Source organism: Streptomyces sp. NPDC047028, from assembly GCF_040644095.1.
Classification (GTDB): domain Bacteria; phylum Actinomycetota; class Actinomycetes; order Streptomycetales; family Streptomycetaceae; genus Streptomyces.
Window position 1 is genome coordinate 1 of sequence record NZ_JBEYVS010000078.1, and the last position, 19611, is coordinate 19611.

At 73.7% G+C, this 19611-nt stretch carries 20 protein-coding genes and 1 pseudogene; 10 read left to right on the forward strand and 11 right to left on the reverse strand.

The window, feature by feature from the left end; translation table 11 throughout:
• The first annotated feature begins 187 nt into the window (after positions 1-187).
• The 3 genes from ABZ854_RS35665 (at position 188) to ABZ854_RS35675 (ending at position 4409) form a co-directional block, all read left to right on the forward strand.
• The gene (locus ABZ854_RS35665; RefSeq protein WP_361219801.1) at positions 188-1102 is read left to right on the forward strand and encodes a MurR/RpiR family transcriptional regulator; all 915 of its coding nucleotides are present in this window, start codon (positions 188-190) and stop codon (positions 1100-1102) included.
• Between the two features lie 433 nt (positions 1103-1535).
• Positions 1536-1916, forward strand: coding sequence for a hypothetical protein (locus ABZ854_RS35670; protein ID WP_129305144.1), 381 nt, complete (start codon positions 1536-1538; stop codon positions 1914-1916).
• Positions 1917-2030: 114 nt separating this feature from the next.
• Complete coding sequence (locus ABZ854_RS35675) at positions 2031-4409, forward strand: SpoIIE family protein phosphatase (protein ID WP_361219804.1); 2379 nt, start codon at positions 2031-2033, stop codon at positions 4407-4409.
• A gap of 63 nt (positions 4410-4472) precedes the next feature.
• Here ABZ854_RS35675 and ABZ854_RS35680 read toward each other — a convergent pair whose 3' ends face one another.
• From ABZ854_RS35680 to ABZ854_RS35690, 3 genes and pseudogenes are all read right to left on the reverse strand, one after another.
• Entirely contained in the window at positions 4473-4955 is a 483-nt protein-coding gene (locus ABZ854_RS35680; protein WP_361219807.1) for a flavin reductase family protein, read from the reverse strand.
• Between the two features lie 52 nt (positions 4956-5007).
• Positions 5008-5428, reverse strand: a pseudogene (locus ABZ854_RS35685) (protein translocase subunit SecD); the annotation flags it as partial.
• A 75-nt stretch (positions 5429-5503) separates the two neighbouring features.
• The gene (locus ABZ854_RS35690; protein ID WP_361219849.1) at positions 5504-6346 is read right to left on the reverse strand and encodes a hypothetical protein; all 843 of its coding nucleotides are present in this window, start codon (positions 6344-6346) and stop codon (positions 5504-5506) included.
• A gap of 282 nt (positions 6347-6628) precedes the next feature.
• Here ABZ854_RS35690 and ABZ854_RS35695 point away from each other — a divergent pair, with 282 nt between their 5' ends.
• The 3 genes from ABZ854_RS35695 to ABZ854_RS35705 all read left to right on the forward strand — a co-directional run bounded on the left by ABZ854_RS35695 (position 6629) and on the right by ABZ854_RS35705 (position 8859).
• Entirely contained in the window at positions 6629-7393 is a 765-nt protein-coding gene (locus ABZ854_RS35695) for a TetR family transcriptional regulator (protein WP_361219809.1), read from the forward strand.
• A gap of 145 nt (positions 7394-7538) precedes the next feature.
• Positions 7539-7955 (forward strand): hypothetical protein, encoded by a 417-nt coding sequence (locus tag ABZ854_RS35700; protein WP_361219812.1) that lies wholly within the window; start codon positions 7539-7541, stop codon positions 7953-7955.
• A gap of 130 nt (positions 7956-8085) precedes the next feature.
• Positions 8086-8859: a maleylpyruvate isomerase family mycothiol-dependent enzyme gene (locus ABZ854_RS35705; protein ID WP_361219815.1), complete on the forward strand. Its 774-nt coding sequence runs from the start codon at positions 8086-8088 to the stop codon at positions 8857-8859.
• Between the two features lie 30 nt (positions 8860-8889).
• On the opposite strand, the gene ABZ854_RS35710 is transcribed toward ABZ854_RS35705, so the two are convergent.
• Both ABZ854_RS35710 and ABZ854_RS35715 read right to left on the reverse strand, forming a co-directional pair.
• Positions 8890-9276, reverse strand: a complete 387-nt coding sequence (locus tag ABZ854_RS35710; protein ID WP_361219818.1) for a PPOX class F420-dependent oxidoreductase — start codon at positions 9274-9276, stop codon at positions 8890-8892.
• Between the two features lie 77 nt (positions 9277-9353).
• Entirely contained in the window at positions 9354-10532 is a 1179-nt protein-coding gene (locus tag ABZ854_RS35715; RefSeq protein ID WP_361219821.1) for an aminotransferase class I/II-fold pyridoxal phosphate-dependent enzyme, read from the reverse strand.
• Between the two features lie 24 nt (positions 10533-10556).
• Here ABZ854_RS35715 and ABZ854_RS35720 point away from each other — a divergent pair, with 24 nt between their 5' ends.
• The 3 genes from ABZ854_RS35720 to ABZ854_RS35730 all read left to right on the forward strand — a co-directional run bounded on the left by ABZ854_RS35720 (position 10557) and on the right by ABZ854_RS35730 (position 14101).
• Positions 10557-11657: a DUF3800 domain-containing protein gene (locus ABZ854_RS35720; protein WP_361219823.1), complete on the forward strand. Its 1101-nt coding sequence runs from the start codon at positions 10557-10559 to the stop codon at positions 11655-11657.
• 52 nt (positions 11658-11709) lie between these two features.
• On the forward strand, positions 11710-12540 hold the full coding sequence (locus ABZ854_RS35725) for an SAM-dependent methyltransferase (RefSeq protein ID WP_361219826.1): 831 nt from the start codon (positions 11710-11712) through the stop codon (positions 12538-12540).
• A gap of 172 nt (positions 12541-12712) precedes the next feature.
• A complete protein-coding gene (locus ABZ854_RS35730; protein WP_361219828.1) occupies positions 12713-14101 on the forward strand; it encodes a S1 family peptidase in 1389 nt (462 codons plus the stop codon).
• A 126-nt stretch (positions 14102-14227) separates the two neighbouring features.
• On the opposite strand, the gene ABZ854_RS35735 is transcribed toward ABZ854_RS35730, so the two are convergent.
• The 6 genes from ABZ854_RS35735 to ABZ854_RS35760 form a co-directional block, all read right to left on the reverse strand.
• The gene (locus ABZ854_RS35735; RefSeq protein ID WP_129305161.1) at positions 14228-14413 is read right to left on the reverse strand and encodes a hypothetical protein; all 186 of its coding nucleotides are present in this window, start codon (positions 14411-14413) and stop codon (positions 14228-14230) included.
• Positions 14414-14535: 122 nt separating this feature from the next.
• On the reverse strand, positions 14536-15231 hold the full coding sequence (locus ABZ854_RS35740) for a L,D-transpeptidase (RefSeq protein ID WP_361219832.1): 696 nt from the start codon (positions 15229-15231) through the stop codon (positions 14536-14538).
• A 168-nt stretch (positions 15232-15399) separates the two neighbouring features.
• Positions 15400-16191 carry an SDR family NAD(P)-dependent oxidoreductase gene (locus ABZ854_RS35745; RefSeq protein WP_361219835.1) on the reverse strand — a complete coding sequence of 264 codons (792 nt, stop codon included), beginning with the start codon at positions 16189-16191 and terminating at the stop codon, positions 15400-15402.
• Between the two features lie 54 nt (positions 16192-16245).
• Positions 16246-16875 carry an MBL fold metallo-hydrolase gene (locus tag ABZ854_RS35750; RefSeq protein WP_361219838.1) on the reverse strand — a complete coding sequence of 210 codons (630 nt, stop codon included), beginning with the start codon at positions 16873-16875 and terminating at the stop codon, positions 16246-16248.
• A complete protein-coding gene (locus ABZ854_RS35755) occupies positions 16872-17960 on the reverse strand; it encodes an S-(hydroxymethyl)mycothiol dehydrogenase (RefSeq protein ID WP_361219841.1) in 1089 nt (362 codons plus the stop codon). Before ABZ854_RS35755 ends, ABZ854_RS35750 begins: the two co-directional genes overlap by 4 nt.
• A gap of 219 nt (positions 17961-18179) precedes the next feature.
• A complete protein-coding gene (locus tag ABZ854_RS35760; protein ID WP_361219843.1) occupies positions 18180-18485 on the reverse strand; it encodes a hypothetical protein in 306 nt (101 codons plus the stop codon).
• 169 nt (positions 18486-18654) lie between these two features.
• On the opposite strand from ABZ854_RS35760, the gene ABZ854_RS35765 reads away from it, so the two are divergent.
• On the forward strand, positions 18655-19017 hold the full coding sequence (locus tag ABZ854_RS35765) for a nuclear transport factor 2 family protein (RefSeq protein WP_361219847.1): 363 nt from the start codon (positions 18655-18657) through the stop codon (positions 19015-19017).
• The last annotated feature ends 594 nt before the right edge of the window (positions 19018-19611 follow it).

Consider the following 19611-nt stretch of genomic DNA (forward strand, 5'->3'; position numbering starts at 1 on the left):
CTCCGTTCTCGACGAGGACATCCGGCAGCACGGCGCCATGCCCGCCGACCAGGCGCTCAAGGTCACCGCCGACGTGCTGGAATGCGCCGGGGGCCTGTTGCAGGCCCCCGGCGAGGCCGCACAACCCCTGGTCACCACGGCCGGTGAGCTATGTTGAGTGGTCGTGGGAGACAAAGGAGACGGACCGGTGCCCTCGCCGCAGCAGGCCCGCGCACAGGCGTCAGCGATCACCTCGGGCAAGACCGTGCCGGAGGCCGAGGCCGCCCCGACCTCCCGGCTCAGGGAGCTGTTCGACGGGCCCCGGCTGTCCCCCGGGCAGCGCCGCATCGCCCAGTACCTGATCGAGCACCTCACCGAGGCGGCGTTCCTGTCGATCACCGAACTGGCGGACCGCGTCGGCGTCAGCCAGCCCTCCGTCACCCGGTTCGCGGCCGCCGTCGGCTTCAGCGGCTACCCGGCGCTGCGGGAGACCCTGCAGTCGATCGCGCTGAGCACCCTGTCCGGCCCCGGCGAGGTGAACCGGGCCAACGAACTGCAGGCGGCGGTCGACGCCGAGATCGGGAACCTGGAGAACCTGCGCCGCGACTTCGCCGACCCGGACCGGGTCATCCACGTCGGCCGGGAACTGTCGAACTCCATGCCGCTGACGGTCCTCGGCCTGCGCATCTCGGTGTCGCTCGCCGAGTACTTCGGCTACGCGGCCCGCCGCATCCATCCCGACGTGCGGCTGGTGACCCGGGGCGGCAGCGTGGCCTACGACGCGCTGCTGCAGTCCCGCGAGGCCGGCGGGACGTGGGTGCTCGCCTTCGCCATGCCCCGGCACGCCCAGGAGACGCTCACCGCCGTGCGGGTCGCGCGGGAGGCCGGTCTGAAGGTCGTCCTGATCACCGATCTGGCGCTCGGGCCGCTCGCCGAGGAGGCCGACATCACCTTCGCCACCGGCACCGGCTCCCGGCTCGTCTTCGACTCCTACGCCGCGCCCGGCGTGCTCGCCGCCGCGCTGCTGCAGGCCATGACCGACGCCGATCCCGAGCGCACCCAGGGCCGGCTGGAGAAGTACGAACAGGTCGCCGAGCAGCGCCACTTCTTCCTCCGGGACTGATCCTCCCGCACGCGGGGAGCGCTCCCGCAGATCTTCCGGTCGTTCACCCCTGAGCGGGGATCTTTCGCGGCCCGGTCAGGCATGAATGTTTTCATACGTCTTGCAAACCGGACGGCATATATAAATACTGCTCCACGGATCGAACCCGGCTCACTCCGGGCACGTTCCGCACCCGCGGACTCACCGCTCGCACACCGCCCCGAGAAAGCCGACGGACCGCCCATGCGCACGCAAGCCCACTCGCCGTGCCGGTTCCCGACGCCCGGGGCCCCCGCACGGACACCCTCAGCCGCCGTTCCCTACCCACGGAGGCGAACGGGGTGTCCGGTGGCGCACCGCCCAGGCGCTGCGCCCGTGGCGGCCCCGGTCATCCCCTAGACCGGGGCCGCCACCACCGTCGGATCACCCCTTACGACGCCGCACACCGGAAGCGATGATCATGCCCCTGACCACCACGCGCATCAGCCCCGACTGGCCCTGCCAGGTCAAGACGCCCGGCAGCTACGACTGGGAACGCTCGGCGGCCAAGTGGCTGCGCGAACTGATCCCGGCGCGCTACGCCAGCTATCCGGCGCTGATCCGGCACCCCGTGCTCCTGGCCCGGCACGCGCAGATCCAGGTCCACCAGGAGATCAGGGTGGCGCGCACGGCGCTGCAGACCGCGCGTGCCGAGCTGCCCGTGCTGGGCCTGCCCGAGTCGGTCATCGAGCACACGATCAAGATGTACGCCGCCGAGGTGATGCAGCTCCAGCACATCGCGCGCAGCGTCCGGGCGGTCTCCGAGGCGCTGGTCGGGCGCGGTACCGGCCGCTGACCCCACCGCCGGGGACGCTCGTCCGGAGCGCCCCTGGGCCGCCCTCCCGGACCGGGTGAGAACCGGTCCGCCGGACCGGTGATCGGACGACTCCGGGTGTGCGATGCTCATCCCGTGACGACCGAGCCCGCACCCGGTGGGGACCCTCGGACCGGCGTGGATCTGACCGCGCTCGGCAGGGTCGTGGCGCGCCAGCGCGCGGAGCTGGACCGGCTGCGGGACCTGGTGTCGACGTCGGCCGTCGTCGAGCGCGCCAAGGGCGCCGTAATGGCGACGACGGGCTGTACGCCGGACGCCGCGCACGAGGAACTGGTGCAGCGCGCGAAGGCCGGCAACCGCACGCTGCTGGAGGAGTGCTGGCTCACCCTGGGCGCCCTGGTGGACGTGGCAGAGCCGGCGCCGGCCGTGACGCGGGCCGAGGCCGGGCCGGGTGCGCCGGTCCCGGCCCCGTTGGAGACCCCGCCCGGCACCGACGCCGTCGCGGAGGTGCTGGGCCGCATCGGACGGGACCTCGTACAGGTCGGCACACCGCAGGAGCTGGCCGGTTCCCTGTTGGAGCACCTGGGGCCGCAGTCCGGTGCCGACGCGGTGATGCTGTACCGGCGGTTGCCCGTGGGCGGGCTCGAACTGATCGGGCACGCCGGCCTCGACGCGACCCTCGCCGCCCAGTGGCACCATGTGCCGCCGCTCGGCGAGGTCGCCGCGATCGAGGCGCTCACGGCGGGCGAGCCCTGCTGGCTGGAGGACACCGGCGCCGACCACGGGCAGCATGTGCTCATCGGCGACCGGCCCGAGCAGTGGCTGTCCCGGGCCTGGCTCCCGGTGACCGCGGGGGGCCGGGCGAACGTCGTCCTCGGCGTGCTCCGCCGGCACGGTGGCCCGTTCACGCCACGCGAGCGGGAGCTGCTGCGGGCGGTGGCGCGGCTCAGCGCGGGCCGGCTGCGGGCCTTCGACGCCTCACCCGAGCGCCCGGCGGGGGACGTCGCCCACGCCGTCCAGGGCGTGTTCGACGCGCTGCCGGGCGCGGCGGTCCTGCTGACCCCGCTGCGCTCCGCCGCCGGCGAGGTGGAGGACTACCGCATCGACGCCGCCACCGCCGACGCGGTCGACGTGTTCGGCCGGACCGGGCGGGACATGGTCGGCCGGTACATCCTGGAGAGCTATCCGTCCGTCGCCGGCGAACCCCTGTGGCAGGGCTACCTCGACACGCTCATCACCGGGGCGCCGTTCGAGAGCGAGCCGTTCGCGTACCAGGACGAGGTGGCCGGGGTGCCCGTGACCGCCACCTATACGGTGCGGGCGGCGCGCCTGTCCGAGGGCCTGCTGGTGACCTGGCTGCGGCAGGACCCGGTGGAGCGGCAGGAGCAGCGGCTGGCGGACGTGCAGCGCCTCGGCAACCTCGGCTGGGCGAGCTGGAACCTGCTCACCCAGGAGATCGCCTGGTCGCGGGAGACGTACCGGGTCCTCGGCCGCAGCCGGGCGCGCGGCCCGGTCCGGCTGGAGGAGATGGCGGACCTCGCACAGCCCGAGGACGCGGGCGCCCTGTCCCGTGCGCTCGCCGGACTCGTCCGCCACGCGCGGCCGTTCGACGTCCCGTTCCGGATCCGGACACCGCGGGGGGTACGGCATCTGCGGATGGTCGCGGAGGCCGTGACGGAACCGGACGGCACTCCGGCCGAGGTCCACGGCTTCGTGCAGGACCTCACCGCGCAGCGCAGCGCCGAACTCGCCCTGGTGGAGAGCGAACGGGCGATGCTGCTGCAGCGCGGGGTACTGCAGGCCGAGCAGGCGCTCGCCGCGCAGTTGCAGCACGCGCTGCTGCCGCTGCCGAGCAAGCCCAGGCACCTGGCCGGGCTGCGCGTGGAGGTCGCCTATCTGCCCGCCCAGTCGGGCATCCATGTGGGCGGTGACTGGTTCAGCGCGATCCAACTCGCGGACGACGCCGCGCTGTTCGTGGTCGGTGACGTCGCGGGGCACGGCCTGGAGGCCGTCGCCACCATGGCCCAGCTGCGGTTCACCGCCAAGGGCATGGCCAGCACCGGCTCCTCGCTGACCGGGGCGCTGGCCCGGCTGAACCAGCTCCTGCTGCAGTCCCGGGACGGGCAGATCACCGCGACCATGGTCCTCGCCCGCTACGACCCCGTGGCCCGCGTCCTGGCCTGGGCGCAGGCCGGTCATCCGCCGCCGCTGCTGGTGCGCGACGGCGAGCCCCGCTACCTCGACCGTCCCGTCGGCATGCTGCTCGGCGCGAGCGCGGCCCCGCAGTACGAGCCGGCCGAACTGGTGCTGCGGCCCGGTGACCGGCTGCTGCTCTACACCGACGGGCTGATGGAGCGGCGGGGCGAGGGCCTCGACGCGGGTCTGGCCCGGCTGGCCGAGGCCGTCCGCCCGGTAGGCGGGGCGCACGCGTCGCTGGCGGATCTGCTGGCCGCGATGGTGGGGGACGAGCGGCGGGACGATGTGTGCGTGCTGGATATCCGGATGACGGTGTAGCTCCGCGGGTGCGTATTTCCGGTGCCGGCCGGTGGGGGCTGGTCGCGGGCGCGGGTGGCCTGGTCAGTCCGGTGGGTGGCCGGGGTCGATGGGGAGGGCGTCGGAGAGGCGGAGTAGGGGGCCTGCGGAGTGTTCGCCCCACTGGACGGGGTCGAGGACGAATCCGACGTGGTCGCCCCCGTCGGTGCGGTGCAGGATCGTACCGACGAACCAGGCCGCCGCGTCCGTGAGCACGGCCGCGCCCGCGTGCCCTTCGGACCATTCCAGGTGCGCGAACTTGTCGACCTCGTCGCCGGTCTCGCCGCCGAACCGCTCGGCCAGTGCGCGCTGGTCGCGGGTGAGCAGATGGACGGCGAGACAGTGTGCCGCGCGGGCCACCCGGTAGGTGTGGTTGGCCTTGGACAGCCAGACGGCGTACCGCGGCGGGTGGATGGAGCACTGGGAGGCGAACCCGACGAGGCAGCCGGCCCGTTCCCCGCCGGCGACGGCCGTGACCACGCACATGTCGGGGTCCAGCCGGTCGAAGAAGGCGTTCACGTCCGCCATGCCGCTCCGCTCCCGTGCCCGTCGGTTCTCTGTCCTCCCCCGCCCCAGCTCATCACACGCCCCGACCCGACGCCATCGAGGAGCGGCTCCCGGTCCGGGTGCGGCGGTCGAGTTGGACGGCCGGCGGCGTGGCGGTGGACATCGAGGAGTACGTCCCCACGGCGACGCCGGGTCAGGGAGTCTCCGCGGTCCGGTCGCGGTGGCCGAGTTCCCTGATCCGGTCGAAGACGACGACGGAGTCGTTGACGGAGTATCCGATGACGGTGAGCAGCGCGCCGAGGATGACGCCGTCGAGGGGTTTGCCGAGCCAGGCGAAGCCCGACGACGATGACCACGTCGTGGGCGAGGGCGATGAGCGCGTCGCGGCGCTCCTTGCCGAGGCTCGGGCCGATGGCCTCGTCCCGCAGCTTCTCGGCCCGTCCGGTCAGTTCGCCGACGGTGTGGGTGATCTCGGCGGCCACCGCGTTCGTCACCCGGCCTTCGGCGCCGCGCCCCTGCGGACGGCCTCGCCCTGAGAGTGCCGGCGGCGTACGGCTGGGCGGGCGGCGTCAGGCGGGGCTGAAGGCGCCCTGGACGAAACGGCTGAGGGAGGCCGTGAAGGCCGTGACGAAGGCGTCCCGGGCCTCCTCCGGGAGGGCGTCCAGGGACAGGTACGGGTTGAGGTCCTCCAGTTCGACGAGGAGGAGGCGGCCGTCCCGGGTGCGGCAGGCGTCGACGCGCTGGATGCCGTGGCCGAGGCCGTTCCAGTCGATGAAGCGCCGGGCGAACTCCAGGTCGGCGGCGGTCGCCGCGTACGGCTCCAGCTGCCAGCGCTGCCGCGGGTCGGGCGCGTGGAGGGCGTACTGGAAGTCGTCGTCCACGAAATAGAACGACACTTCGTGGATGAAGTCGACGCGGGGCTGCACGAGGACGCCGCCGGTGGCGAGGCGGGCGGCCTGCCCGGGGGCGACGACGCGCAGGCCGAGGGAGTCCGCGCCGAGCTTCGGCTTGACCACATAACGGTCGGCGGCGGGCAGCAGGTGCAGGTCCTCGGCGCGGTCGACGGTCGGTATGACGGGGAAGCCGGCCGCGCTCAGCTCCAGCAGGTACTGCTTGCCGGCCATGTCGGCGCGGCCCGTCAGCGGGTTGTAGACGCGCGTGCCGCTGCTCAGGGCCCGCGCGCGGAAGTCGTCGTACGCCGCCTGGTACCCGAGGACGGGTCCGCTGTTGCGGACGACGACGGCGTCGTAGGCGTCCATCAGCGCCACCGCGTCCAGCGGATGGCACAGGGCCAGGTCGAAGTGCTCGCGCAGCCGGGAGGTCAGGTGGATGTCCTCGTCGCAGTAGCGGCGGCCGCGGGCCGGGTACGCCAGGTCCGTGACGTAGAGCAGGCGGGGGCGGGCGCCGGGCATGCGGGGCTCCTCGGGTGCGGGGGCCGGGGTCGGCCGGGAGTGCGGTTCCGGCGCGGTGCGCAGCACGGTGCGGAAAGGTTACGCCGCCGTATGCGGCGGGGATGTGCCGCCCCTGCCCGCCGCCGCTGCCCGGCATCCTCGGCGCCACTCCTGCCCGTCGTCCCTGCCGCCGCCCCCCCCCACCGCCGCCGCCCCGCCCAGCTCAGCGGCAGAGCACTCAGTTCCCCCTCACGACCCGCTGGACTGCACTGAGTGCCATCGGCGCGTGCTACGTTCCCGTCCATGAGCTCCAGCAGCGCGGCGCCGGCCGCCAAGCCGCCGATGCGGGACGCCCTGGTCGGGGCCGCCTTCCGGCTCTTCCTGGAACGCGGCTACGAGCAGACCACGGTGGACGACATCGTGGCGCTGGCCGGGGTGGGGCGGCGTTCGTTCTTCCGGTACTTCCCCTCCAAGGAGGACGTGGTCTTCCCCGACCACGAGCGCTGCCTCGCCGAGATGACGGCGTTCCTGGCCGCGAGCGGGCCGGACCAGGAGCCGGTGCGGCGGGTGTGCGACGCGGCCCGGCTGGTGCTGCGCATGTACGCGGAGAACCCGACGTTCTCCGTGCAGCGGTACCGGCTGACCAAGGAGGTGCCGGGGCTGCGCGCGTACGAGCTGTCGGTGGTGTGGCGCTACGAGCGGGCACTCGCCGGGTATCTGCGCGAGCGGTTCACGGGCCGGCCCGAGGGTTCGCTGCGGGCCGACGTGATCGCCGCGGCGGTCGTCGCCGCGCACAACAACGCGCTGCGTTCGTGGCTGCGTTCGGAAGGCCGGGGGGACGCGGAGGCCGCGGTGGACCGTGCGCTGGGGCATGTGCAGGCCACCTTCACGCGAGCCGCCGGCGGCGGCTCGGCCGCGGCGCACGCGCGGCCCGAGCCGGAGTCCGTGCCAGCCGCCGATGCCGGGCAGCCGGCCGGCGCGGACGACGTGGTCGTCCTCGTCACCCGGCGCGACGCCCCGCTGTGGCGGCTGGTCCGGGAACTGGAGGCCGTGCTCGACCGCTCGTGATGCGCGGGCCCGGCCGGCCCCGGAGAGAAATTCGGGGTACGCAGTGCCTTTACGAGTGACACTGAGTGCCATAATCTGTCGGCGTGCGCGGTGACACGGCAGCCGCGCGCGCGGGAAACCGGCCCAGCGCAGGGAGTTGACCAGCGTGTACCACCACTCAGCAAGCGTCTCGTTTCCGACGGCCGGCTCCGCGGCGGGCGTTCTCGACCCCGGGACCGCGGCCACCGGGGACGCCATCCACTTCCAGCGCTGCACCTGGTGCGGCACCGCCATGCACCAGCGGCTGCTCTGCCCGGTGTGCCAGGGCAGCGAACTGCGCACGGAACGCAGCGAGGGCGTCGGCACGGTCCGCCACTCCACCGTGGTGCACCGCAACACCCCCGCGGCCCGCAATGTGTCACTGATCGAGATGGCCGAGGGATTCGTCGTACGCGGCCGGGTGATGGGGCCGCCCATCGGCATCCACAGCGGCGACCGCGTCCGCCTCTCCACCGCCCAGGACCCGGTCCGCGGCGAGCCCGTCTTCCAGCTCCTCGACGAGCCGTACCGCGCCTGGACGTGAGCACGGCCACCCCTACTGGGATGATCGCGGGTCGTGACTGGCGCTGGGGTGGGGCACCACCGGGGAGCGGCCCGGCCGTCAGGGTCTGTGCCGCGCTCCTGGGCGTCCCCGTCGAGGCCCTGGAGTGCGTGTGACTACCGTGAACGACCCCGCCGACGCCGGCCGCCTGCTGGAGGACGTCCTGCGGTCCGGCAACCGGCTCGCCGGATCCCTGGTCGCCCTGACCGACGCGGAGGTGCGGGCGCCGTCGCGGCTGCCGCGCTGGTCGCGCGGTCATGTGCTCACCCATGTCGCCCGCAGCGCCGACGCCTACGTCTGGATGCTGCGCCGGGCCCGCACCGGCGCCGAGCCCGGGCCCCGGACGACCGCGGCAGCCCTGGCCGAGGCGCTGGAACTGGGCGCCGCCCGGCCGGCCGCCGACGTGGCCGCCGATGTAGTGGACAGTGTGGACCGGTTCGTAGCGGAGGCCCGTCTCATGTCCCCGCACGGCTGGGAGCGCCCGGTGACGGCACTGGCCGGCTGGCGGCATCCGTCCTGGTACACCCTTCTGCGCTGCCTGCGGGAGCTGGAGACCCACCACGTGGACCTCGGCCTCGGCTACGGCACCGGCAACTGGCCGAGCGGTTACGTCACGTGGGCGCTCGACGACACGCTCGGCACGCTGCGCGCCCAGGGCTTCCCGCTCTCCGCGGTCGAGGCGGCCGACCTCGGCCGGCGCTGGTCCCTCTCCCCCGAGGGCGCCACGATCGCCGCCCCCGGGCACCGTGTGCTCGGCTGGCTCAGCGGCCGGACGCCGGCGAGCGAGGTGGCGGCCGACGGAACCGCCGCGGCGCTGCCCTCCCCGCCGACCTGGCCCCAGCCTCCGCTGCCCGGCTGGGGCCGGGAAGGCGACGACGGCGTCTGAACCGGGCCGGGCGGCGTACCCGGCCGTCGTTCACCGCGTGAGGGTCACCCTGATGCCGACCGTGCCGTCCCGCCCGCGGCGCAGCCGGCTGCCCAGCAGGGTGAGGCGGCCGAGGACGCCGTACTTGCGGGCGAGCAGGGTGCGGTAGCGGGCGGTGGTGGCCGCGTCGGTGATCTCCGCGGTGGCGGGGGTCTGTTCGCCGGTCGGGTTGCCGCGCACGTCGCAGGGGCCGACGAGGATGTCGGCGCGGCGCCGGATGCGTTTGACTTTCCCACTGCCGGCGACCGTCCAGACGCCGAGGGTGGCGCCGTCCCGGACCACCCACACCGGCGTGGCGACGGGGCTGCCGTCCTTGCGGAAGCTGGTGACGAGCAGGTAGGTGCCGGCGCCGAGCCGGTCGAGCCGCGTGTCATCCATGGCGGAAGTCTAGGAGCCGGTACGCGTCCGCAGGAGGGCAGCGAAGGCGTCCGTCGCGGCCGTGCCGCCGCCCCGGGTCAGCGGATCGCCGCCGCCATCCGCCGTACGCCCTCCTCCAGCACCTCAGGTGAGGTCGCCAGGTTGAGGCGTACGTGGCCCGCGCCGCCGGTGCCGAAGGGGAGACCGGAGTTGAGGGCGACCCGCCCGCGGTCGAGGAAGACCGCGGCCGGGTCGTCGCCGAGGCCGAGGGCGCGGCAGTCCAGCCAGGCGAGATAGGTGGCCTGGGCCGGGCGGTGGCGTACCGCGGGCAGGTGCCGGGCCAGCAGGCCGGTGAGCAGGCGCCGGTTGCTGTCGAGCCCCGCCAGCAGCGCGTCGAGCCAGCCGGTGCCGTCGCGCAGGGCCGCGGTGTGGGCGATGACGCCGAGGTGGCTGGGGCCGTGGCTCACCTCCTCGGGCAGCCGGGCGAGGTCGGCCACGGCTCCCGGCCCGGCGAGGGCGAGGGCGGCCTTGAGCCCGGCCAGGTTCCAGCCCTTGGACGCCGACATCAGGGACAGGCCGCGTTCCGCGCCGGGGACGCTCAGATACGGCGTGAAGGGGACGCCGGGGGCGACCAGCGGGGCGTGGATCTCGTCCGCGACGACCCGGACGCCGTACCGCCCGGCGAGTGCGGCGACGGCGGCCAGTTCGGCGGCGGTGTGCACGGTGCCGGTCGGATTGTGCGGGCTGCACAGCAGGAAGGCGGCCCGGCCGCCGCCCGCGACGACCGCGCGGAAGGTGTCCTCCAGCGCGCCGAGGTCGATCCGCGCGTCCGCGCCGAGGGGGGACTCCACCACCCGGCGGTCCAGGTGGGTGACGAACTGGTAGAACGGCGGGTATACGGGCGAGTTGACGACCACCGGGTCGCCGGGCCCGGTGACCAGCTTGAGCATCTCGACGACACCGAGCATCACGTCGGGAACGATCGCGGTGCGTTCGACGGCGAGCCCGTGCCAGTCCCAGCGCTTGGCGGCGAAGGCGGCGAGCGCCTCGGCGTAGGCGGTTCCCGCGGGGTACCCGGTGTCGCCCAGGGCGAGCGCGTCGGTGACGGCGCAGACGACGGACTCGGCGAGCGGGACGTCCATCTCGGCCACCCACAGCGGCAGCACGTCCTCCGGGTAGGTGCGCCACTTCATGCTCGTACGGTGGCGCAGCTGATCGAGGCCCAGAACGCGCAGCGGATCGGGTTCGCCGGCCGTGTCGTGCGGGATGCTGGTCATGGGCTCAAGATAGGGGGCTGTGCGGTGGACCGGAACGGGGTGGGCGCGTCGGGCGCGGCGGCGGCGGAGGGTCGCTTCCTGGAGGTCGCCTGTGACGAGTCGGGGTCGGACGGGGAGAACCTGACCGGCGGGAACACGGACGTGTTCGCGCACGCGAGCGCGGCGGTGCCGGTGGAACGGGCCGAGGAGTGCCTGCGGGAGATCCGGCGCCGCATCCGGTCGCCCGCGCTGGAGTACAAGGCGAACCATCTGCTGCGGGAGAAGCACCGGGCGGTGCTGGAGTGGCTGCTCGACGCCGACGGGCCGGTCCACCGTCGGGCGCACGTGCATCTGACGGAGAAGGCGTACGTCGTCGTCGAGCAGGCCGTGGACCTGCTGATCGGGGACAGCGGCAGCGGGGACAGCGACGACGACTGCCGTGCCGGCGCCCGCGCCCTGTTCCGGGAGGGTCCGGAGGTCTTCGGCGAGCGGGGGTGGCGGGAGTTCCTGGCGGCGGCCAACCGCCTGCTGCGGGTCCGGAGCGACGGGGAGCCGCCCGCGGACTCGTTCGTCCGGACGGCCGAGGCGCTGGGCCGGGCGCACGCCGGCACCCGGCCCGGCCGGGCCCTGCTCCGGCTGGCCGAAGCCCGGTCCCGCGCGGACGCCTACCGGGCCGGGCTGGCCGAGGCGCCGCCGCTGATCCCCGTCCTCAATCCGCTGCTGCCCGCGATCGTGCGGACGGCGGCGCACTGGAGCCACGGCGGGCGGGCGGTGTTCCTGGTGCACGACCGGCAGAACATGCTGACCGACGAGCGGATCGCCTGGATCGAGGAGCGGGCCCGGCGGGAGGGCACGGCGCTGCGCGGGCTGCGGCTGGTGCACTCACGTCTGGACGCGCGCGTGCAGATCGCGGACTTCCTCGCCGGGATCGCCCGGAAGATCGCCTCCGACGAACTGGCCGGACGCGGCGACCCGGAACTCACCGCGCGCCTGCGCCCGTTCGTCGGCCCACGGTCGGTGTGGGGCGACGCAGCGAGCTGGTCGCGCCTCGGCCCGGCGCCCGGGACCGGCCTGCGCGAGGCGGAACACGACGGGTCCGCGATGGAAAGGCCGGGACCGGCGGCGGAGGTCAACTCTGGCGTCTAGATTGCCTGGTGACCGCTGTACGTTTCGCATTCGGCATTCAGGAGTGACCCGCGTGACCGACAACCCGGGAGCCACCGACGACGTGGCCGCCTCGCTGCGCGCCCGTGTCAACACCAGTCAGCCGCACACCGCGCGCATCTGGAACTACTGGCTGGGCGGCAAGGACAACTACGAGGTGGACCGGGCGGCCGGTGACCAGATCCGCGCACTGCACCCGGGCATCGGGGAGTACGCGCGGGCCGACCGGCTGTTCCTGGGCCGGGCCGTGCGGCACCTGGTCGGCGAGGCGGGCATCCGCCAGTTCCTGGACATCGGCACCGGGCTGCCCACCGCCGACAACACGCACGAGGTCGCGCAGCGGCTCGCCCCCGAGTCGCGGATCGTGTACGTCGACAACGACCCACTCGTCCTCGCGCATGCCCGCGCCCTGCTGACCAGCACCCCCGAGGGCCGGACCGACTACCTCGACGAGGATCTGCGCAACGTCGACGCGATCCTCGAACACGCCACGAAGACCCTGGACTTCACCGAGCCGGTGGCGTTGATGCTGCTCGGCGTGGTCATCTTCATCGGTGACGACGAGGACCCGCACGCCCTCGTACGGCGGCTGGTGGACCGGCTGCCGGCCGGCAGCCACCTGGTGCTGTCGCACACCGTCACCAGCCCGTCGATGCCGGACGTGGACGAGGCCGTGGCGTTCTGGAACGAGCACGGCACGCCGAAGCTGACCCAGCGCACCCCGGAGCGGATCAGCCGGTTCTTCGACGGGCTGGAGCTGCTGGATCCGGGTGTGGTGTCGTGCTCGCGCTGGCGTCCCGAGGGGGCGGAGGTCGCCGAGCCGGAGGAGGTCGCCATGTTCGGCGGTGTGGCGCGCAAGAACTGACGCCCGCGCGGGCGGGGCGGAAACCCGTCACTGGTGAACGCCGTGGCCAGTGAACCCCGTTGCCGGTGAACGCCGTAGTCCCGGGCCACGTATGGACGGGCGGGCCCTTGCGACACCGGGGCCTCGTGGTGCCGGCAGGCGGCACCGCGCGTCCGGGGTTCGGGAGCCATGCATGAGGCACGCACGACGACGGGTCGTCCGGCGAGTGACACGGCTGGCGGCGGTCGGCGGACTCCTTCTGGGAGGCGCGATGGTCGCCCAGGCGGCCATGGCGAGCGAGACGCCCGCGGCCTCCGGCAGGCCGCTGAGTTCGGCCGGCCCGGCCGCCGGGCCGGGTGCCGCGCTCATGGCGAGACTCGGCACCGCGCGGACGGCGGGCAGCTGGATCGGCGCCGACGGGCACGCGGTGGTCGCCGTCACCGACAGCGCTGCCGCGCGGGAGGTGCGGCGGGCCGGGGCCGAGGCGAAGGTCGTGCGGCACAGCATGGACCAGCTGAAGTCGGCCACGGGCGCCCTGCGTTCGGCGCCCCGGGTGGCGGGCACCGCGTGGTTCGTGGACTACCGGACCAACCGGGTCGTGGTGCAGGCCGACCGGACGGTGTCGCCGGGCGACTGGTCCCGGATGACGGAAGTCGCCTCGGGCATCGGTGATTTCGTGCACATGGAGCGCACGCAGGGCGCCTTCACCCCGCGGCTGAACGGGGCACAGCCGATCCTGTCGACGGGCGGGCGCTGCTCGGCCGGCTTCAACGTGACCGACGGGCGCAGCGACTTCATCCTGACCGCCGGGCACTGCGGGCCCGCCGGGTCCATCTGGTTCGACGGCAGCCAGGGCGACCGGCAACTGGGCACGACCGTCCGGAGCACGTTCCCCGGCAACGACTTCTCGCTCGTGCGGTACAGCTCCGGGACGGCCGGTGCGGGCGCCGACGTCGTGGTGGTGGGCGGCGGCAAGGGCGTGCGGATCACCGGGGCGGCCGATCCGGTGGTCGGGCAGCGGGTGTTCCGCAGCGGCAGCACCAGCGGGCTGCACGACGGGCAGGTGACCGCGCTGAACGCGACCGTGAACTATCCCGAGGGCACGGTGACGGGTCTCGTCCAGACCGACGTGTGCGCGGAACCCGGGGACAGCGGCGGCCCGTTGTTCTCCAACGGGATCGCACTCGGCGTCACCTCGGGTGGCAGCGGCGACTGCACCACGGGCGGGGCGACGTTCTTCCAGCCGGTGACCAAGGCGATGTCCGCGCTCGGGGTGCGGCTGATCGTGTCCGGGCAGCAGGCGGGAGGCGCCCCGAACGGCGCGGCCGCCTCTGCCGCGCCGCCGGCCGTCGGCACACAGGGCGCCGTGGCGCCGAGTTCGGCCTCGCCCGGCTCGGCGGCGCCCGTGACGGGCGCGGCGGAGGGGCGGACGTTGCTGACCCGGCTGACCGACGGCCGGAACGTCGGGCCGGGTCTGCTGGTGATCGCGGGCAGTCTGATCGCGTTGGTCGCGACCCGGTGGATCAGGGCCGAGCAGGACCGCAAGGCCTACCGGCGGCACTACTCGGCGATGTGGGGCTGACGGCCGTGCTGCGCGGCACGGCCGTACGGCACGGCCGATCGGTTCGGTGCTGACGGAGGTACGAGAGGGGCACCCGTGCGGTCACGGGTGCCCCGGGAGGTTTCGGCGGGGTGCGCGCCGGCCGGCTCAGGCCGCCCGGCGGGCCTCCGGGGCCGCGGTGGCCCACTCCATGACGAGGCGCTGGTATTCCTTGCGCTGCTCGGTGGTCAGTGTCCCGCCCGACCGGAGCCACAGGGCCCGGATCTCCTCGTTGACCTCCGCGGCCGATCGCTCGGAGGCGGCTTCAACAGTGGTGGACATGCTGTGAAGCATATGCCGCTCGACGTGAAGGCGCCGTGAGTAAGTACGACCGATACGGACATTTTGGACCGTGTTGCTCATCACGTCAATACGGCGAACCGACAGGGCAGTTCAGCGGTCGGGCGGACGAGACCTCAGGTGCCGGGCTTGCGGCCGTACACGTAGACGTCGTCGCCGTTGCGCAGCAGCGACCAGTACTTCTTGGCTGTGGTCCGGGTCATGTTGACGCAGCCGTGGGAGCCCGGCGGGTTCCACATGCTGAGGCCGACCGAGTGGAACGCCTCACCGCCGTCGAAGAACTGGCTGTAGGGCATGGGCACGTTGTAGAGGGTCGAGACGTGGTCGATGTCACGCCAGTAGATCTTCTTCAGGCCGGTCCGGGTCTCGTAGCCGTTGCGGCCGGTGCGCACCGGCACCGGGCCGTAGACGAGCTTCTTGCCGTCCTGGATCCAGCTGAGCTGGAGCGTGAGGTTCACGCAGGCGATCCGGCCCTTGTTCACCGGGCACTTGCCGGCCTTGTCGGGGTTCTTCCCGACCGCCTTCTGCTTGTTCATGAGGTCCATCACACCCCAGGTGACCGGACCCGCGTAGCCGATGTTCGGGGTGATGCCGTGCTTGGTCTGGAAGGCGCGGATGGTCTTGCAGTCGGTGGTGGACTGCCGGCCGTCGACCGGGCGGCCGAGGAACTTCTCCACCTTCTTCTGGTACGGCCCCGCCTTCGTCGTGCAGCTCGCCGCCTGCGCGGGCGCGGCACCCAGTGCGAGTGTGAGCGGCGCCACCAGCCCCGTCACACCGAGCACCACGGCCCCTCTTCTGCTGATGTCCCTCATGTCGGCCCCTCCCGTTTTCTCCCCGGGACTGCTTCCCCGTCGTGCCCCTCGCGACTCCCGCGACGGTGCATCAACTAGACCGCGCCAGGGGCGCCCGGGTTGTGGATCCGGCCTGGCTGTGACGAAACGGTGAAGTTCGGGGCGGGACGGCGGCAGGCGGCCGCGGTCTCAGGCCTCGTGCAACGCGGCCCGGAAGCCGGTGTGGACGGCGGTGAGGCCGCCGTCGACGGTGAGGGTGGTGCCGGTGATCCAGGCGGCGTCGCGGGAGGCGAGGAAAGCGACCGCGGCCGCGACGTCCTCGGGCTCACCGACCCGGCCGAGCGGGTACAGGGGGCGGACGGCATCGAGATCTGCGTCACGTCCGGCCCAGGCCGAGGTGCGGACCGTGCCCGGGGCGACGAGGTTCACCCGGACCCCGCGGGCCGCCGCGTGCCCGGCGAGGGTGCGGGTGAGCGAGCCGAGACCGGCCTTGGCGGCGCTGTAGGCGTGGTTGCCGAAGTCCTGGAGGGCGTTGACGGAGCCGATGCTCACGATGGCGCCGCGTCCGGAGGCGGCCAGGTGGGGCAGGGCGGCCCGGCAGCAGCGGTAGGCGCCGGTGAGGGTGATGTCGAGGTCCCGGGCCCACGCGTCGTCGGAGTCGTCCTCGAAGAGCGGCACGTCGGGGGTGCAGTGGGCGGCGCTGTTCACCAGCACGTCGAGCGAGCCGAAGGCGGCCACGGCGTGCGCCACGGCCGCGTCGACGGAGTCCCGGTCGGCGACGTCGCAGGCGAGCGCCTCGGCGGTCAGGCCGCGCCCGCGCAGTGCGGCGGCGGTCCGCTCCGCCTCGGGGCCGTCCCGGTCGGTCAGCAGGACGCGGCCGCCCTCCTCGCCGAGCCTGCCGGCGACGGCCGCGCCGATACCGCGGGCCGCGCCCGTGACAAGTACCCCATGTCCTGCGAAGCGCCTGAGATCGGTGGTCATGGGCCGACCGTACGACGGCCGGGCGCCATCGCAACGGTGCCCGGCCGGCCGCGGTCAGTGCCCGCGGGTGATCCACTCCTGAAGGTGCGGCGCCTCGGCGCCGATGGTGGTGGAGTCGCCGTGGCCGGTGAGCACCTTGGTCTCCGGGGGGAGGGCGAGGAGCCGGTCGCGGATGGAGTCGATGATCGTCGGGAAGTGGGAGTACGAGCGGCCGGTGGCGCCGGGGCCACCCTGGAAGAGTGTGTCGCCGGTGAACACGGCGCCCAGTGCGGGGTCGTACAGGCAGACCGCGCCGGGCGCGTGGCCGGGGGTGTGCAGCACGGTGAGGTCGGCGCCGGCCGCCTCGATGACCTGGCCGTCGGCGAGGTGCGCGTCGGGGTCGCGGTCGGGGTGGGTCAGCTTCCACAGCGGCAGGTCGTCGGGGTGGAGCCAGATGGTGGCGCCGGTGAGGTCGGCGAGGGCGGGGGCGGCGTCGATGTGGTCGTTGTGCGCGTGGGTGCACACGACGGCCTTCAGCCGGCGCTCCCCCACCGCCCGGGCGATGGCCTCGGCGTCGTGGGCGGCGTCGATGACGATCACCTCGTGGTCGTCGCCGACGATCCACACGTTGTTGTCGACGTCCCAGGTGCCGCCGTCGAGGGTGAACTGCCCCGAGGTGACGAGTCGTTCGATGCGCGCGGTCACAGGGTCACCACCGAGCGGAGGACGTCGCCGTGGTGCATGCGCTCGAACGCCTTCTCCACGTCGTCGAGCCGGATGGTCTCGCTGACGAACGCGTCCAGCGGCAGGCGGCCCTGGAGGTGCAGGTCGACGAGCATCGGGAAGTCGCGGGAGGGCAGGCAGTCGCCGTACCAGGAGGACTTGAGGGCGCCGCCGCGGCCGAAGACGTCCAGCAGCGGCAGTTCGAGCTTCATCTCGGGCGTGGGGACGCCGACCAGGACGACGGTGCCGGCGAGGTCGCGGGCGTAGAACGCCTGCCGGTACGTCTCGGGGCGGCCGACGGCCTCGATGACGACGTCGGCGCCGAAGCCGCCGGTCAGTTCGCGGATCGCCTCGACGGGGTCGGCGTTCTTGGAGTTGACGGTGTGGGTGGCGCCCAGGGTGCGGGCCTGGTCCAGTTTGCGGTCGTCGATGTCTACGGCGATGATCCGCGCGGCGCCCGCGAGGTTCGCCCCCGCGACGGCCGCGTCGCCGACGCCGCCGCAGCCGATGACGGCGACCGTGTCGCCGCGGCCCACGTTCCCGGTGTTGATCGCGGCGCCGAGGCCGGCCATCACGCCGCAGCCGAGCAGTCCGGCGACCGCCGGGGAGACGGCCGGGTCGACCTTGGTGCACTGTCCGGCGGCGACGAGCGTCTTCTCGGCGAACGCGCCGATGCCGAGAGCCGGGGAGAGTTCCTGGCCGGTGGCGGCGAGGGTCATCCGCTGCGTGGCGTTGTGGGTGTCGAAGCAGTACCAGGGCCGTCCGCGCAGGCAGGCGCGGCAGTTCCCGCAGACGGCACGCCAGTTGAGGATGACGAAGTCGCCGGGTGCCACGTCCGTGACACCGTCGCCGACCGACTCGACGACGCCGGAGGCCTCGTGGCCGAGCAGGAAGGGGAAGTCGTCGGAGATGCCGCCCTGCTTGTAGTGCAGGTCGGTGTGGCAGACACCGCAGGCCTGGACGCGCACGACGGCTTCGCCGGGGCCCGGGTCCGGCACCACGATCGTCTCGACCCGTACGGGTTCGTCCTTGCCCGGTGCGATCACGCCGCGTACTTCCTGCGCCATGCTCTGACCCCTTCTGTCACTGTGCCGTCGAGGTCGACCCTACGCGTGACCGGCCGGTATCGGCAGCGGCCACGGCGACCGCGAAGGATCCCCTGGGGTGTGTGCCGAGGGGGGCGCCGCGGCTTCGGGATGTGCGCGAGGGCCGCCCCGGCCACCGGGTGTGCCCGAGGGGGCCGCCCGGTGTCGGACGGCCCCCTCGGGGCACGGGCGGCCGGCCGGTCAGGCGTCGACCGCGGGCAGCAGACCGGTCGCCGGGGCGGCGAGGTCGGTGAGCTGGTGCAGTTCGTTCAGTCGGTTCATGTCGCTGAGCTGGTTCAGGCCGCGCAGCTGCTCCGAGACCTTCGGGACCTCCGCCTGGTGCTCGGCGGGGATGTCGCTCATGGCGAGGGAGTCCAGCGTCGTCATCGGGTTGATCCGCCCGGTGTCCGGCGCGCTCGCGTCGGCCGCGCTGGCCATCGGTACGGCGAGGCCGGTGAACCCGACGGCCAGGCCAACGGCGGCGACGATACGTCGTGTTGAGATCATGTCTTCAGCAACGGCTTCGCACCCCCGCCGGACACGGGCGCCGCGTCCCGCTCACCCGACAGGCGGAGCCGCGGGCCCGCGCTTGCCGGGTCCGCCGGGGCGGAGGAGTCTCGAAGGTGGGGCCGGGCGGCCCGTGCCCCTCGGGCCGCGGGCACCGAAGGAGGTCACCATGGGCACCGCGACAGGTTCCGCCTTCGACACCGAGACGCTGCGCCGCGGTGTGGAGGGCGACGGCAACACCCTGCTGTCGCTGTACGCGGACGACGCGGAGATCCGCATCGTCGACCACCAGAGCCGGCCGAGCAGTCCCAAGGTCCTGCACGGCCGCGGCTCGATCGCCGAGCTCCTCGACGACGTCTACAGCCGCGACATGACGCACAAGCTGGAGCAGTGCGTCGTACAGGGCGAACACGCCGCCTTCACCGAGTCCTGCGAGTACGCGGACGGGACCCGTGTCCTCGCCGAGTCGATGATCACCCTGCGGGACGGGAAGATCGCCGAGCAGATCATCGTCCAGGCATGGGACGAGTAGGCAGGAGGGCCGCGAGGGTCCAGGTCACCACGCGGCTGACCTGGACTTTCTCGGCGCGCGCGGGAGCCGGCCGGGCCGCGGGCGCGCGACGCGCCGGCCCGGCGACGGAGGCCGGCCGGCGGGCGTCGGCGGCACTGGTCCGGTCCCTGCTGCGAGCGGCACGCGTGCGCCCGCGGCCACCGCTGCCGCGCGCGGACCGGCATGCGCTGCGGTGGCGGGGGCGGGCGCGGTGACTGAGCGTGGCCCGGGAGGCAGTCGCACGGACGGTGCCGGAATCGGCACGTTCACTGCCGGTGCCGGGCCCGGTCGGCCCCGCTGACGGCGCGAGGCCGGGGGCGGACGCACGGACGGTGCCAGGCGGCGCAGGTGCGCCGAGCCCGGCGGCGGGGGTGGGTTTCACTTGCCCGCGTCGGTGGGGTGCCGCTGTGCCCACCCGTGCCGCCCCTGGGGCCTGTCCGGCGGATCTTCGTGGAGCAGCCCGCGGCGTCTGGTGCGTGCTCTCGGCGTGCGCCCGGATCGCCCTCGTACTGGACGTACTCGGGTGATTCGGGCGTGCGGCGAGAGGGCGTGCCAGGCGTCGCGGGCCCACGAAGA